This is a genomic window from uncultured Paraglaciecola sp., from assembly GCF_943787955.1.
GTDB lineage: Bacteria > Pseudomonadota > Gammaproteobacteria > Enterobacterales > Alteromonadaceae > Paraglaciecola.
In genome coordinates this window covers 698,260-712,470 of the sequence record NZ_CALSOK010000010.1, presented here as the reverse complement: position 1 = coordinate 712,470, position 14,211 = coordinate 698,260, and the positions used below count along the sequence as shown (strand labels likewise).

Here is a 14,211-nt window from a genome sequence, read left to right as displayed (position 1 = left end):
ATTGTATCCCGCTTTTTGACCTTGCAAGGTATAAGCACGGGTTAAGTTAATTCCATATAACCAATCCGCGCGAGATCTTGCCAAAGCAGAAGTAGATAAAGGAATAAATTCTCGGTTACTACGCAACTTACTCAAAGACTGTTTCACAGCACTAGGGTTTAAATCACTGATTAAACAGCGTTGAATAGTATTTTTTTTGGCCCCAGTCACCCCTAAAAAATTGATCACTTCATCTACCAGCAATTGACCTTCACGGTCGGGGTCACCTGCGTGAACCAAATGCTCAGCTTGTTTAACTAACTTACGCAAAACGCCCAATTGTTTAGCGGTTTGCTTTTTAACCCCAAGTTGCCACTGTGCGGGAATAATCGGCAGATGTGCATGGCTCCACTTTTTAAAAGCAGGATCATAAGCCTCAGGCTGAAGTTGTTCGAGTAAATGCCCAATACACCAGCTCACAGTATCGCCATTAGCGGCAATGATATAACCGTCGCCTTTCTTGTGAGGCTTGGGTAATACCTCGGCAATAGCACGACCTAAACTGGGTTTTTCGGCAATAAATAGGCGCATAAAAATAACTTAGCATGTTTTTTTATACAGTAGTGCATTTTTGACGTTTGGGCAAGGGTAATGCTCCCATGCTGTCTAATGATTGCGCCCTTCTGAGAGTACCCTGATGAGAGTAACCTGCTGACACTAGCATTCTGTTTTTGTCTTGAATTAAGGTAATGTCGTTCTCTCACTAACAGATCTTATCAACCGTTCTGACCTCGCAGATCCTACCCGCAGATCTATGTTTCTGTAATGTCGCTTTTAAGTGCAGCTACTTCGAAGGAGTAAGGTGCTTAATAAGTGCAATACGCTCCTTACCAAAGAGGGGAGTAGAAGAGCATACACATCATATTTTTGAACGTCTTGAAATAAAAGTGTTTACCTATTGGATCCCACCAAAAAAGCTAATAATACTCTCATCTTCATTCTTGAGCATGACAGCGAAGAAGATACCAAACATAAATGGCAAACATTCATTGATGATTCAACATAGGAGCAGTTTACCAAACATTTATAAAAGAGGGGCTTGGGTAGACAGCATGGATGTGATTTTATGCAAAAACAGACTTTTTACCTGAGTGGTAAAAATGGATTATGTGTCTGCATATTGTAGACAAGTAAAAAGTATACCATTAGGCAATTCGCTAACTTTGAGTACAATCAAGCGAAAAGAAGCGACTAAAGTATTTAAATGTAAAAAACACCAAAATGGTGCTGCCAAAACAGAATGCGATTGCACGGCCTACTATGATAAAGCCCCTGTTAATTCACCTCAGCTAATTCACTAACGTGCAGCAACTTTTTGACAATCTCCTTCAACAAATACGTTTCCCTTTCAATTGAAAGGCCTTTTTTATCGCTTGTCGCCATCACGTCTTCATTGTGTGCAATCGCCTGATGAATATTCACCCAAAGTGGTCTCATACCATTGCTGACTTCATATGACTCAAAGGCGGTGTCACCCCGTTCATCATCTATCTCACACACATAACAATAGGAAATCATATGAATTATGTCCCCATCAGGTTTATACCAAGGGCGATACTCATCATAACGTGCAAAGGCTTTTACATTGCGAATACCCTGCGCCCCAGTTTCTTCCTGCAGTTCACGCATTAAGCCCGCAATGTTATCCTCACCTGCGTCTATGCCACCACCAGGAAGACTGTAATCGTGATAACGTTGAGTGTATAACAGTAAAATATCATTCCCCTTAACCACAATAGCTCGAGCAGCGTGACGCACAATGAGCCTAAGCTCACTAGCAGCAGAAATATCTTCAGGGGACACATCGGGATGAAAAGCAGTTTTTAACAGTTGCATAAATAATTACCTAGGGTACTTACCATTATTTTATCGTTGTTCAGCCCAAATAATTTTTAATCATTTGTCTAAAATATTTATGTTTTACACTTAATGTTATAAACAATGGGATTTCATCAACTCTACTACTATAGGTAGCTCATGAGGGCGTCAATATATACCTTGTTGATCCGTCAGGCTCTGCCCCCAAAGATCATTTTTTTGTTTATTAAAAATGAAAAGCATGGTTCACACCATCGTTTTGATGGATTTGACTCGAATGGACGCGGGTGCCCGCCAGGGTATATATTTCAAGCCACATATCTAACAAAATTCAGTGCGTGTGGCCTGTCTTGCCAGCGAGAACTCGCTTACTAATCACGCTTATTTTTAGCCTGGCGCACTCTATGCTTCTTAACCGAGCGCCGCATACGACTAATCTTCACATGATCCAGCTTACCGGGATCAATTTTGATCAGGGTCTCTGTCTCAGCTGGCAATTGCACACTTTCTCTAAGAGTATTTAAATCAGGTAAGCCCAATTCAACCCAGCCACCTTGTGGCAAACGTTTTTGTAATTCTAAGGTGCCGTAACGCACTCTCATCAAGCGGCTTACTTGAACGCCTTGAGATTCCCATAAACGCCGCACTTCACGGTTTCTGCCTTCAGATAGACTCACGTTATACCAAGTATTTTGACTTTCTTCGTCACCGGGCTTTTTCACAATTTCAGTGAATTTGGCTTCACCGTCTTCTAGCTGCACACCTTTAGTGAGACGTTTCAACATCATATCTTCTACTTCACCAAACACGCGTACTGAATACTCTCGCTCCACTTCGTGTTTAGGGTGCATAAGACGGTTAGCCAGCTCGCCGTCGTTAGTAAACAACAACAAGCCACTGGTATTAATATCTAGCCGACCTACGGCAATCCAACGGCCATTTTTGATAGCGGGCAGCCGGTCAAATACGGTGGCACGACCTTCAGGATCTTTACGACTACACAGCTCTCCTTCAGGTTTGTTGTACATTAATACTCGGCACACAGGGGCGTCATTGGAAGTGCTAAGGGGATTGCCATCCACACGTATCTTGTCAGAAGGTTCGACCCTGTCACCTAAGGTTGCCAGTTTGCCGTTGACTGAAATACGTGCTGCCTCTATCCATTTTTCCATTTCGCGACGCGAACCTATTCCAGCGTTAGCTAGTACTTTTTGTAATTTGTCACTCATTAATGTAATTGCTCTGGTTCATCTGCGTTATTTGGCTCAATATTAGCTTCAATAGTAGACCCTTCTGCAGATTGTTGTGGGGAGTTATCTTCAATGAGCCTATTATTGGTCTCACTGGATAAGATATTAAGTTGATTGTCTGTGTCTACAGATCCCAAAAATTCATCACTACTAGGCAATTCACTCAAACTTTTCAAAGAAAAATAATCCAGAAAGGTTTTGGTAGTGGCATACAGAGAAGGTCTGCCGGGCACTTCTTTGTGCCCTATAATTTTTATCCAACCTCTTTCACTTAAGGTTTTCATAATTTGACTACTAACTGACACGCCGCGCACATCTTCAATTTCACCGCGGGTAATAGGCTGTCTGTAGGCAATCAAAGAAAGGATTTCAAGCATCGCTCGTGAATACCGAGGCGCTTGTTCTTGCCACAGTCTACTTAACCAAGGGCTTAAACTGTCCATAGATTGAAAGCGATAACCCGAGGCGACCTCAACGAGTTGAATACCTCTTGCTTGGTATTCAAGTTTTAACTCTGCCAAGGTGTCTTTAAGCATGGTTTTACTGACAGCCAATCCGTCTAACACCGTTGACTGAATTTGCTCTTGGCTAAGGGGCTGGTCAGCTACAAAAATCGCAGCTTCGACTAATTGTTTAAGTTGAGCCCGAGAAATGTTAGCCATTAAGGCTGCACTCCTTGTGAATCTCCAAGGGGATCACCAAGGGAAACGCGAATATGAATGTTCTTGTAAGGCTGAGCTTGAACCAGTTCGATGAGACTTTCTTTGGCCAACTCTAAAATGGCTAAAAAGGTCACCACCACACCCGCCTTACCTTCGCTGGCTAGAAACAACTCGTCAAAACCGGTGAAATGTTCAGATGATATTTTCTGTAAAATCAAACTCATACGTTCACGAGTTGACAGTGTTTCTTTTTCAATATGATGATGTTCAAAAGCTTGTGCTCTTTGCATAGCGGATTGAAACCCTAGGACTATTTCTTGCAAGTTAACGCTGGGCAGAACACGAATGGGTGCTACAGAGTCAGAGGTTTGTGCTTGTGCTGGAAATACATCTCGCTCTTGGCGAGGAATATTATCGAGTTCATGGGCTGCATGTTTGATCAATTCATATTCTTTTAAGCGGCGGATCAGTTCAGCACGAGGATCGTCTTCATCTTCTTCGGCGTTAGGTCGTTTTGGTAGCAACATGCGAGATTTCACCTCGGCTAAAATAGCTGCCATCAATAAATATTCTGCCGCCAATTCTAATTTAATATCTTTCATCAGCTCGACATATTCCATGTATTGCTGGGTGATTTGATACACGGGCAAGTTAATAATATCGAATTTTTGTTTTCGAATTAAGTACAAAAGTAGGTCCAAAGGACCTTCAAAAGCCTCTAAAATCAACTCAAGGGCATCAGGAGGAATATACAAGTCTTCAGGTTTTTCTATTAACGCTTCGCCATTAATAAATGCCAATGGCAACGGTTGCTGCACTGGTTCATTGGCTACTTTCAAGGCTGAAAAAGATGAATCATTGGAAGACATATAAATGCAGAGTCGCTCTAGATGAAAGGGCGAGTGTCGCCACTACCCTCTCTAACAATAATATTTTCATTCTCTGACATATCAATCACAGTGGTGGGTTGTTCCCCTAAAAAGCCACCATGAATAATCAAGCCCACTTGCTTTTCTAATTCATCTCGAATGTCATCAGGATTAGACTCTGCGATTAATGCACCGGGTAAAATAAGGGTACTGGACATCAATGGCTCACCGAGTTCTTCTAAAAGAGCCAAAGCAATTTTGTTGTCAGGCACTCTGATCCCAATCGTTCTGCGTTTGGGATTTTGTAATCTTTTAGGGACTTCTTTGGTAGCTTTGAGGATAAAAGTATAAGGGCCAGGGGTGTTATTTTTAATCATTCTAAACGAAGTGTTGTCCACCTTGGCATATTCAGACAGCTCAGACATATCACGACACATCAAAGTAAAGTTATGGTCTTTACCAATTTGTCTTACTCGGCAAACTTGCTCAAGCGCAGCCTTGTCATTCATATGACAACCTATGGAATAACCAGAGTCTGTGGGATACACCACCACAGCACCTTTGTGAATTAACTCACAAGCTTGTTTGATCAAGCGAGCTTGAGGGTTCTCGGGGTGAATATAAAAAAACTGACTCATGGGTACGTTCCTATTCTACTATCACAGCAGTATTGCTTGTTAAGTATTGTAAAGCTGGCTGACTATCTATTCAACAGCACGTGTTAACCAGCATGCCTTTAGCAGGACAAACTCCAGTCATGCCATATTGGCACAAGCTGTTCGGGAAGCGAAAGGTTTTTGCCTAATTCAGTCCAGCGATTAGGGTAATGAAAATCAGAACCACTGGAGGCTTGCAAATTGTGTTCAGCCGCAATATCAGCCAATAACTTTTTGCGTTCTGGAGTAAGATGAGAATGAATCACTTCCATTCCATCTCCACCAGCATCGGCGTATTCTTCAACCAAACGTTTTAACCATTTTGTGGTCATATCATAATGCCCAGGATGAGCTAAGACTGCCTTACCTCCCGCATCCTGGATCCACATAATAGCTTCTGCCATATCAATCCACTGGGGCTTAACGTGGGCTTTTTTGCCTTTACCTAGATATTTTTTAAATACCGCATCAAAGTCTTTCACTACTCTGCGTTCCACTAATACTCTAGCAAAGTGAGCACGAGTAATCTGCCCTTTTCCTGCCAGCGTTTTTGCCTGCTCAAACACATTGTCGATACCCACTTTAGCCAATTTATCAGACATCTGCTGTGCGCGACGATCACGTTCTTTGCTTTGTTGTTCTAAGCGAGCTAAAAACTGCGGATCATTATGATCAACATTTAAGCCCAAAATATGAATATCGAAGTTATGCCACGAAGTCGATATCTCCACACCAGACAATATTTGCAAAGAGCGCTTTTGTGCAAACTGATAATCCATTGCCTCTCGTATACCGTCAACTGTGTCATGGTCTGTAATCGCTAACACATTGACTTGCATGTTGTGCGCACGATCAATCAACTCTTTAGGTGAAAGGTGCCCATCAGAATAATGTGTATGGCTATGTAGGTCGATTTTCATTCAATAATAACTTTCATTCATTGTTTTTATTTATGGTTAAGATTAATTTGTGTGTTGACAAAGCTATGCTTTTGCTTTCTTCTATGCATCCAAATTGTAGTAATTAGGCTTTATTATACCGATACTCATCCGAATAACAGCCGAATAACTGATTTAAACTGATAACGAGTAAAATAATTCATGAAAAATATTCAAACACACAACATTTGGTGGTGGCACAACCTGAACTAACGGGCGGTGAGTGTTTGTGTTTTGCAAATAAATTTCAAAAAAAGCCCGTATAATACGGGTTTTTTTATGCCTGCTCTTCAAGATAAACAGCAATAGAGAACCAAAAAATGAGTTTAGCCCAGTTAACAGAGCAGTTTGGCAAAGTAGAAACACTATTAGTAGCAGCTGATTATGTAGCCGATCCTTTGCATGCTTATCAATACCTATGCCAAGGTCGTAGCAATAACTTATTATTAGAATCTGCTGAAATTGACAGTAAGGATAATCTCAAAAGTTTGTTATTGGTTGATGCCGCAATTAAATTAGAGTGTCATGGTCTGCGAGTATATTGCAGTGCATTGTCTGACAATGGCCATGCTGTGTTGCCTATGTTTGATGAATATTGTCCAGTGGGCGTGACGCATGCATATGACCCTGAAAAGGGTGTAGTCACTCTAACCTTTCCAACGCCGGATGCAGAGCTTGATGAAGACAGTCGCTTGAAAGCCCCGGCTGTATTTGATGCCTTACGACTTATCATTAATAAAATCACCGCTATTCGTCAACATCCCCATGCAGTATTTTTAGGTGGCGCATTGGCCTATGATTTATTGGCCACTTTTGAAACACTCCCAGATGTTGAGGATAGTGCCAACAGCTGTCCAGATTTTGTGTTTTATCTAGCAGAAACATTGGTGATAATCGATCACCAAACAAAACAAAGCGAAATCATTGGCAGTGTGTTTAGCGGTAAAAATGTGGCAAGTAACTATTTCTCTGTGAGTCAACGATTAGAGCAAGTCAAACACAAATTAGGCACCATGAAACCTATACCTGAAACGGTTAAAACACCTATCACTCACGATGAACTAATGGTGAATAAATCCGATCAAGAATACATAGACGATGTCATAGGGCTAAAAGAAAACATCCTAACGGGTGATATTTTCCAAGTAGTGCCTTCACGCACATTTAGCTTACCTTGTCCTCATCCTCACGATGCTTACCGCACCTTAAAACAACAAAACCCTAGTCCTTACATGTTTTTTTTGCAGGACGACGACTTCTGCATGTTTGGCGCATCGCCTGAGTCAGCCTTGAAGTATACCAAACACACTAATCAAGTGGAAATTTACCCCATAGCCGGCACAAGACCCAGAGGTAAACGAGCAGACGGCAGCATCGACTTAGACCTAGACTCCCGCTTAGAACTTAACCTGCAAGAAGATCAAAAAGAGCGGGCCGAGCATATTATGTTGGTCGATTTAGCACGTAACGACGTAGCTAAAGTATGTGAGCCCGGAACTCGTTATGTCACAGACTTACTTAAAGTGGATCGCTACTCACATGTGATGCACTTAGTGTCTAGAGTTGTAGGGCAATTACGGGATGATTTAGACGCACTCAATGCCTATCAAGCCTGTATGAATATGGGCACATTGGTCGGCGCACCTAAAGTCAGTGCAGCCACATTAATCCGTCAAGTCGAAAAACAACGTCGAGGCAGTTATGGCGGAGCAGTAGGTTATATTAACAGCCAAGGAGATATGGATACTTGTATTGTTATACGCTCTGCATTTGTCAAAAATGATGTGGCTTATATTCAAGCCGGTGCAGGTGTTGTGTTTGACTCTGACCCGCAATCAGAAGCAGATGAAACCCGAGGTAAAGCACAAGCGGTAATAGGCGCTATTATTTCCAGTTCGCAAACACAAGGAGCAGTAAAGTGAGTTCACAATCCACTCAAATTAATCAACAAATTTGTGTCTTTTTGTTGGACAACTTTGACTCATTTACCTACAACTTAGTGGATGAACTGAGAACGCTAGGTCTTGAGCTAATCGTTTATCGCAATAGTGTTGCGGCCGATGTGATTTTACAAAAAATGCATGAAAAGGCACAGCACAATGATGAACATGGTCACACTAAACAAGTGATGCTGATGTTATCCCCCGGACCGGGTAATCCCTCTGAGGCAGGCTCAATGTTAACACTGTTAAACCTAGTGAAAGGCCAATTTCCGGTGTTGGGCATTTGTTTAGGTCACCAAGCGATTGTTGAGTCTTACGGTGGCAAAATTATCCGTGCCGATAATGTAATGCATGGTAAATCCTCTTTGATTGAGCATAGCGCTGATAAAATGTTTGCTAACATGCCACAGCCATTACCGGTAGCTCGTTATCATTCATTAATGGCCAGCAATATACCTCAACAATTAACTGTATTAGCCAATTTTGCCAACATTCCTATGGCAGTGGCACATTTGCAAGATAAAATGTTAGGTTTTCAATTCCATCCAGAGTCTATTTTGACCTCTCATGGTAGCCAGCTGCTTTTGCAAAGTATTCAATTCTTAACCCAAGACAAGGTTTTGCCCCTATGAACCATATGCTCCACTCAATTCTTCAACAACTCTATCAAGGCCAAGACTTAAAGCAGGATGATGTCACCGAAATATTTTCACAAGTGGTGACAGGTCAGGTGGATGATATTGTTTTATCTTCTCTATTGACCGCATTAAAAATCAAAGGCGAACAACCAGAAGAAATAGCCGGTGCTGCCAATGCATTAATAGCTAATGCAGCTGTATTTCCCCGCCCAGATTATGAATTTGCAGATATAGTGGGCACAGGCGGTGATGGTCATAATACCATTAACATCTCATCTGCATCGGCCATTGTCGCGGCAAGCTGTGGTGTAAAAGTCGCCAAACATGGTAATCGGAGTGTCTCGAGTAAATCTGGCTCAGCTGATTTGTTCAAAGCATTCGATTTAGAATTAAGCATGTCACCAGACACCGCGCGCCAATGTCTCGACGTTTCAAACCTGTGCTTTTTGTTTGCGCCAAACTATCACTCGGGTATTCGCCATGCGATGCCAGTGCGCACCACATTAAAAACTCGCACCTTATTTAATTTACTGGGTCCCTTAGTGAATCCAGCTCGTCCTAGTCATATAATTATTGGCGTTTATGCGCCAGAATTGCTGTTACCCTTTGCAAAAACCTTGCAGTTATTAGGTTATCAAAAAGCCTTGGTGGTGCATGGCAGCGGATTAGATGAGTTTGCCTTACATGGCAATACCCAAGTAGTGGAAGTGAATGGCGACCAGTTAACACAAAGCAGTGTTTCTCCAACTGATTTTGGACTTGAGCATTATCCGTTAGATGCCATTACAGGTGGCGAGCCAGAAGAAAATAAAATCCTCATTGAAAATGTGCTTTTAGGCAAAGGCCAAGCTGCCCATCAAGCTGCGGTGGCGATGAATACTGCGGCATTATTAAAACTATGTGGCAAGGTTCAAACCTATGCGCAAGGGGCTGAAATGGCAATTAATGCTATGCAGCAGCAACGTCCATTAGCCACGATTAAATTGTCGGCTTCCATCAGCCAAAATCTATAAAGGACAAAGTGACTAAAAATGGCCAATGTATTAGAAAAGATCGTCCTAGACAAAAAACAAGAAATCGCTCAACGCAAAATTGATTTACCGTTAGCAAGTTTTATTGATGATTTAACACTCTCAGACAGAAGTTTTTATGATGCATTGGCGCAGCCCAATGCTGCCTTTATATTAGAATGTAAAAAGGCGTCACCGTCTAAAGGGCTAATTCGTGAAAACTTTGACTTAGATGAAATCATCCAAGCTTACAGTCCTTTTGCTGCCTGTATATCGGTATTAACGGATGAGAAATATTTTCAAGGTAAGTTCGAGTATCTAGAATATATTCGAAGTCGGATGACACAGCCTGTTATTAACAAAGATTTTTTTGTTGAACCTTATCAAATCTATTTAGCCCGCTACCATAAAGCTGATGCGGTGCTACTGATGTTGTCGGTATTAGATGACACACAATATACAGCACTAGCGACACTTGCCGAGCAATACCAACTCGACGTATTAACCGAAGTCAGTAACGAACAAGAGGTACTCAGAGCCTGTGCGTTGAAAGCCAAAATCATTGGCATTAATAACCGCGACTTGCGAGATCTGAGTACAGACCTCGCCACAACTGAGCGCTTGGTGCCTTTAATTAATCAACATGCTGAACATGAACATGTGATCATTTCTGAATCCGGCATTTATACCCATCAAGATGTGCGCAGATTAGCGTCACTTGTTAATGCATTTTTGGTAGGCAGTTCATTAATGGGTGAAAAGGATATCAAATTAGCAGCAAAACAGTTGGTGTACGGAACAGTAAAAGTTTGTGGTACAACAAGTTTAACCGGAGCCAAGCTAGTTAAAGACAGTCCGGCTAGTTTTGCTGGTCTGATATTTACCGAAAAATCCAAACGTTTTGTGACCTTAGAGCAAGCCAAACAAATCACTTATGCCGTGCCATTTCAATATGTGGGCGTGTTTGTTGACGCTCCTATTGAACTGGTGGTGAAATACGCACAAGCTTTGGAATTATCGGCTGTTCAGTTGCATGGTCAAGAGCAGCAAACTTACATCAACAGTTTACGTAATAAACTGCCTACCCATTGTCAAATTTGGTTAGCTAAAGGCGTCAAAGATACCTTGCCTAATTTAGATGAGATTGGCGTTGACTTGTTTTTATTAGATTGCCAAGTCGGTGAACAATCAGGTGGCACAGGCCAGGCTTTTAGTTGGCAACTGTTAGATGAGATAACCGACAAGTCCAACATTGTTCTTGCCGGCGGCATCACCCCATGCAATGTTAAACAAGCGGCTAATTTACAGGTCGGAATGCTTGACTTAAATTCTGGTGTAGAGAGCGCACCAGGTATTAAGCAGCAAGATAAAATTAATCAGGCTTTTAACCAGCTTAGAGAGTATTAACAGCAGCTGCGAGTTAACGTTAGCGAGCAAAAAACAGTTTTAAAGTGAGAAAAAGATGAATCATTTAGACAGTAAATTTGGTGACTATGGCGGTATGTACGTACCCGAGCTGCTGATCCCTGCACTCGACCAACTCGAGCAAGTTTTTATCGATGCCCAGAAGGATCCAGAATTCCAGGCTGAATTTATGGGTTTATTAAAGGATTATGCGGGTCGCCCCACAGCCATGACATTGACGAGAAACTTAGTCAATAATCCCAAAGTAAAGCTTTACCTCAAACGTGAAGACTTATTACACGGTGGTGCTCACAAAACCAATCAAGTATTAGGCCAAGCACTGTTAACCAAGCGAATGGGGAAAACTGAAGTCATCGCCGAAACAGGTGCAGGGCAACACGGGGTCGCCACAGCATTAGCTTGTGCATTAATGGGTTTAAAAGCACGTATTTATATGGGTGCCAAAGACATGGAGCGCCAAGCACCCAATGTATTTAGAATGCGCTTAATGGGCGCAAAAGTGATCCCGGTTAATTCAGGCTCTGGCACATTAAAAGATGCGGTTAACGAAGCCATGCGCGACTGGTCTGCTAACTATGACACAGCTCATTATTTACTAGGCACAGCGGCAGGCCCTCATCCGTTCCCAACGATTGTCCGTGAATTTCATCGCATGATTGGTGAAGAAACCCGCGCACAAATTATGGCTAAAGAAGGGCGTTTACCGGATGCACTTGTTGCTTGTGTCGGCGGCGGTTCAAACGCGATAGGTATGTTTGCTGATTTTATTGATGAGCCTAGCGTACGATTAATTGGTGTTGAGCCGGCTGGTAAAGGGGTACATACCAAAGAACATGGCGCAGCTATTGGTAAAGGCACTACAGGTGTTTTACACGGCGCATATAGTTATATCATGCAAGACAACGACGGTCAGATTGAAGAATCGTATTCAGTATCTGCCGGACTCGACTACCCCGCTGTTGGGCCTCAACATGCTCATTTGTATGATATTGGTCGTGCCGAGTATGTGTCTGTCACCGACGACGAAGCACTCAATGCCTTTAAGCTTCTGTCTCAAAAGGAGGGCATTATTCCAGCACTTGAGTCTGCGCACGCGATTGCACACGCGCTTAACATGGCGGATGAAGCAGAAGATGGCACCATTATTGTGGTAAACCTATCAGGACGTGGAGACAAAGATTTAGAGCATGTCCGTAGCATCATAGGAGATCAAGACCATGACTAATTCCGTTGACCGTTACGCGAATATGTTCAAACATCTTAACAACAAACAAGAAGGCGCATTTGTCCCCTTTGTCATGGTAGGCGACCCCGACATTCACACCTCAGTGAATATCATCAAAGCGATGGTTGAAGGAGGTGCAGACGCATTAGAGTTAGGATTTCCTTATTCTGACCCTATTGCTGATGGCCCTACTATTCAAAAAGCCAGTATTCGCGCTCTATCGAATAAAATCAAAACGGATGACTGTTTTGAAATCATTCGCCAAGTGCGTGAAGCTTATGCCGATATACCTATTGGTTTATTGCTGTATAGCAACCTTGTGCTTAAACGTGGTATCAAAAAATTCTACCAAGACGCAGCCAAAGCGGGGGTCGATTCAATTCTGATAGCAGATGTACCACTTCGTGAAGCCGACCGTTTTATTGCCATTGCAGAGCAAACAGGTATTAAACAAATTTTAATCGCACCTCCCAATGCCAGTGATGAAACCTTTGCAGAAATTGGTAAAAAATCCCAAGGTTATACTTATTTACTGGGTCGAGCTGGCGTAACAGGAACCGAGACAGCAGTGACTATCCCTGCCAGTGAATTAATCGACAAACTGACACAATATAAAGTGGCTCCACCATTACTTGGATTTGGTATATCTACGCCTTTACAGGTGGCAGATGCGATTCAATCGGGTGCGGCAGGTGCTATTTCTGGCTCAGCAACAGTGAATATTATTGCTGAAAATCTAAGCCAACCAGATGTCATGCTAGAAAAACTTAAACACTTTGTGAAACAAATGAAAGCTGCAACTCACAAGTAGCCATTTATATTTTTTATAATTTAAAGGATGTCACTATGTGGTATGTCATTTATTCAGAAGATGTTGAAAACAGCCTAGCTCTTCGCAAACAAACAAGAGCGGCACATTTAGAACGTATTCAACTATTGGTTGATCAAGGTCGAGTACTGGTAGCCGGTCCCTGTCCCGCTATTGACATTGAAGATCCCGGTGAAGCTGGCTTTACTGGCTCATTAGTGATTGCTGAATTTAGTAGTTTGGAAGAAGCTCAAAAATGGGCAGACACCGACCCGTACGCACTAGCCGGGGTGTATCGAAAGGTAAGTGTGAAACCTTATAAAAAAGTACTACCTTAAATAGTTAACGAGCCTTCAATTAGTTACACACCTAACATTGAATCACTTATGCCTGCCATCGATTTAAGCGCGATGCGCGCTCAAGGTGCTGGTGGGCAAAATGTGAATAAAGTCTCTAGTGCCATTCATCTAAGGTTTGATATTCGCGTGGCGGCTATACCTGAATATGTAAAACAAACGTTGCTTTTAGGCAAAGATAAACGGATCACCCAAGAAGGAATATTGATAATAAAAGCCCAAAGCTATCGCACTCAAGAAATGAACAAACAGGATGCGATAGACAGATTGACTGAAGTACTCGTGGAAGCGGGTAAACTGCAAAAAGCCCGCCGAGCAACCAAACCCAGCAGAAACTCTCAAAAAAAACGGGTTGATAGTAAAGTGAAATCTGGCAGGACAAAAGTGTTGAGAAAAAAAGTTGATTTTTAAAATAATTAACTCGAATAAGTGGCATTCCCCTCAGTGTTTATACCTGATTACACATACCAAAGAATAATCAGCATAGCATCGCCCCCTTTATTTAAATTTGTCAACATTTTTAAGAAAGTTTAACTAAACCCCACTCATATTTTGAGTGTTTGTTCATTTAAAT

15 protein-coding genes are annotated in these 14,211 nt (G+C 42.1%); 8 read left to right on the top strand and 7 right to left on the bottom strand.

From position 1 onward, the window contains the following. The 7 genes from Q0Y52_RS10970 to Q0Y52_RS10940 all read right to left on the bottom strand — a co-directional run. Positions 1-570, bottom strand: a 570-nt coding sequence (locus Q0Y52_RS10970) for a toprim domain-containing protein (RefSeq protein WP_297821469.1), incomplete at its 3' end; no start/stop codon positions are given. A gap of 744 nt (positions 571-1,314) precedes the next feature. Next, positions 1,315-1,875 carry an NUDIX domain-containing protein gene (locus tag Q0Y52_RS10965; protein WP_297821467.1) on the bottom strand — a complete coding sequence of 187 codons (561 nt, stop codon included), beginning with the start codon at positions 1,873-1,875 and terminating at the stop codon, positions 1,315-1,317. 353 nt (positions 1,876-2,228) lie between these two features. Then, a complete protein-coding gene (gene rluB, locus Q0Y52_RS10960) occupies positions 2,229-3,086 on the bottom strand; it encodes a 23S rRNA pseudouridine(2605) synthase RluB (protein ID WP_297821465.1) in 858 nt (285 codons plus the stop codon). Next, positions 3,086-3,769: an SMC-Scp complex subunit ScpB gene (scpB, locus tag Q0Y52_RS10955; protein ID WP_297821463.1), complete on the bottom strand. Its 684-nt coding sequence runs from the start codon at positions 3,767-3,769 to the stop codon at positions 3,086-3,088. Before scpB ends, rluB begins: the two co-directional genes overlap by 1 nt. Continuing rightward, complete coding sequence (locus Q0Y52_RS10950; protein WP_297821461.1) at positions 3,769-4,638, bottom strand: ScpA family protein; 870 nt, start codon at positions 4,636-4,638, stop codon at positions 3,769-3,771. The genes scpB and Q0Y52_RS10950 overlap by 1 nt, the downstream gene beginning before the upstream one ends. A 17-nt stretch (positions 4,639-4,655) precedes the next feature. Then, entirely contained in the window at positions 4,656-5,276 is a 621-nt protein-coding gene (locus Q0Y52_RS10945) for an L-threonylcarbamoyladenylate synthase (protein WP_297821459.1), read from the bottom strand. A 98-nt stretch (positions 5,277-5,374) separates the two neighbouring features. Next, positions 5,375-6,214: a PHP domain-containing protein gene (locus tag Q0Y52_RS10940; protein WP_297821457.1), complete on the bottom strand. Its 840-nt coding sequence runs from the start codon at positions 6,212-6,214 to the stop codon at positions 5,375-5,377. 338 nt (positions 6,215-6,552) lie between these two features. Here Q0Y52_RS10940 and Q0Y52_RS10935 point away from each other — a divergent pair, with 338 nt between their 5' ends. From Q0Y52_RS10935 to arfB, 8 genes are read left to right on the top strand one after another with little or no spacing between them, the layout of a single operon-like run. Further along, positions 6,553-8,154 (top strand): anthranilate synthase component 1, encoded by a 1,602-nt coding sequence (locus Q0Y52_RS10935; RefSeq protein ID WP_297821455.1) that lies wholly within the window; start codon positions 6,553-6,555, stop codon positions 8,152-8,154. Next, entirely contained in the window at positions 8,151-8,807 is a 657-nt protein-coding gene (locus Q0Y52_RS10930) for an aminodeoxychorismate/anthranilate synthase component II (RefSeq protein ID WP_297821453.1), read from the top strand. Before Q0Y52_RS10935 ends, Q0Y52_RS10930 begins: the two co-directional genes overlap by 4 nt. 5 nt (positions 8,808-8,812) lie before the next feature. Next, on the top strand, positions 8,813-9,826 hold the full coding sequence (gene trpD / locus Q0Y52_RS10925) for an anthranilate phosphoribosyltransferase (protein WP_297821522.1): 1,014 nt from the start codon (positions 8,813-8,815) through the stop codon (positions 9,824-9,826). Positions 9,827-9,844: 18 nt separating this feature from the next. Beyond that, on the top strand, positions 9,845-11,230 hold the full coding sequence (trpCF, locus tag Q0Y52_RS10920) for a bifunctional indole-3-glycerol-phosphate synthase TrpC/phosphoribosylanthranilate isomerase TrpF (RefSeq protein WP_297821451.1): 1,386 nt from the start codon (positions 9,845-9,847) through the stop codon (positions 11,228-11,230). Positions 11,231-11,285: 55 nt separating this feature from the next. After that, positions 11,286-12,473 carry a tryptophan synthase subunit beta gene (gene trpB, locus Q0Y52_RS10915; RefSeq protein ID WP_297821449.1) on the top strand — a complete coding sequence of 396 codons (1,188 nt, stop codon included), beginning with the start codon at positions 11,286-11,288 and terminating at the stop codon, positions 12,471-12,473. Further along, entirely contained in the window at positions 12,466-13,284 is an 819-nt protein-coding gene (gene trpA, locus Q0Y52_RS10910) for a tryptophan synthase subunit alpha (RefSeq protein ID WP_297821447.1), read from the top strand. Before trpB ends, trpA begins: the two co-directional genes overlap by 8 nt. 35 nt (positions 13,285-13,319) lie before the next feature. Beyond that, entirely contained in the window at positions 13,320-13,619 is a 300-nt protein-coding gene (locus Q0Y52_RS10905; RefSeq protein WP_297821445.1) for a YciI family protein, read from the top strand. Positions 13,620-13,667: 48 nt separating this feature from the next. Then, positions 13,668-14,048: an alternative ribosome rescue aminoacyl-tRNA hydrolase ArfB gene (gene arfB, locus Q0Y52_RS10900; protein ID WP_297821443.1), complete on the top strand. Its 381-nt coding sequence runs from the start codon at positions 13,668-13,670 to the stop codon at positions 14,046-14,048. Positions 14,049-14,211 lie beyond the last annotated feature (163 nt).

Bases quoted from the DNA above. Each gene is read 5' to 3' on its own strand.
- trpCF (WP_297821451.1), top strand. From the start codon at position 9,845: ATGGCCAATGTATTAGAAAAGATCGTCCTAGACAAAAAACAAGAAATC.
- Q0Y52_RS10950 (WP_297821461.1), bottom strand. From the start codon at position 4,638: ATGTCTTCCAATGATTCATCTTTTTCAGCCTTGAAAGTAGCCAATGAA.
- arfB (WP_297821443.1), top strand. From the start codon at position 13,668: ATGCCTGCCATCGATTTAAGCGCGATGCGCGCTCAAGGTGCTGGTGGG.
- Q0Y52_RS10935 (WP_297821455.1), top strand. From the start codon at position 6,553: ATGAGTTTAGCCCAGTTAACAGAGCAGTTTGGCAAAGTAGAAACACTA.
- Q0Y52_RS10965 (WP_297821467.1), bottom strand. From the start codon at position 1,875: ATGCAACTGTTAAAAACTGCTTTTCATCCCGATGTGTCCCCTGAAGAT.
- rluB (WP_297821465.1), bottom strand. From the start codon at position 3,086: ATGAGTGACAAATTACAAAAAGTACTAGCTAACGCTGGAATAGGTTCG.
- Q0Y52_RS10940 (WP_297821457.1), bottom strand. From the start codon at position 6,214: ATGAAAATCGACCTACATAGCCATACACATTATTCTGATGGGCACCTT.
- scpB (WP_297821463.1), bottom strand. From the start codon at position 3,769: ATGGCTAACATTTCTCGGGCTCAACTTAAACAATTAGTCGAAGCTGCG.
- trpD (WP_297821522.1), top strand. From the start codon at position 8,813: ATGCTCCACTCAATTCTTCAACAACTCTATCAAGGCCAAGACTTAAAG.
- Q0Y52_RS10905 (WP_297821445.1), top strand. From the start codon at position 13,320: ATGTGGTATGTCATTTATTCAGAAGATGTTGAAAACAGCCTAGCTCTT.
- trpB (WP_297821449.1), top strand. From the start codon at position 11,286: ATGAATCATTTAGACAGTAAATTTGGTGACTATGGCGGTATGTACGTA.
- Q0Y52_RS10945 (WP_297821459.1), bottom strand. From the start codon at position 5,276: ATGAGTCAGTTTTTTTATATTCACCCCGAGAACCCTCAAGCTCGCTTG.
- trpA (WP_297821447.1), top strand. From the start codon at position 12,466: ATGACTAATTCCGTTGACCGTTACGCGAATATGTTCAAACATCTTAAC.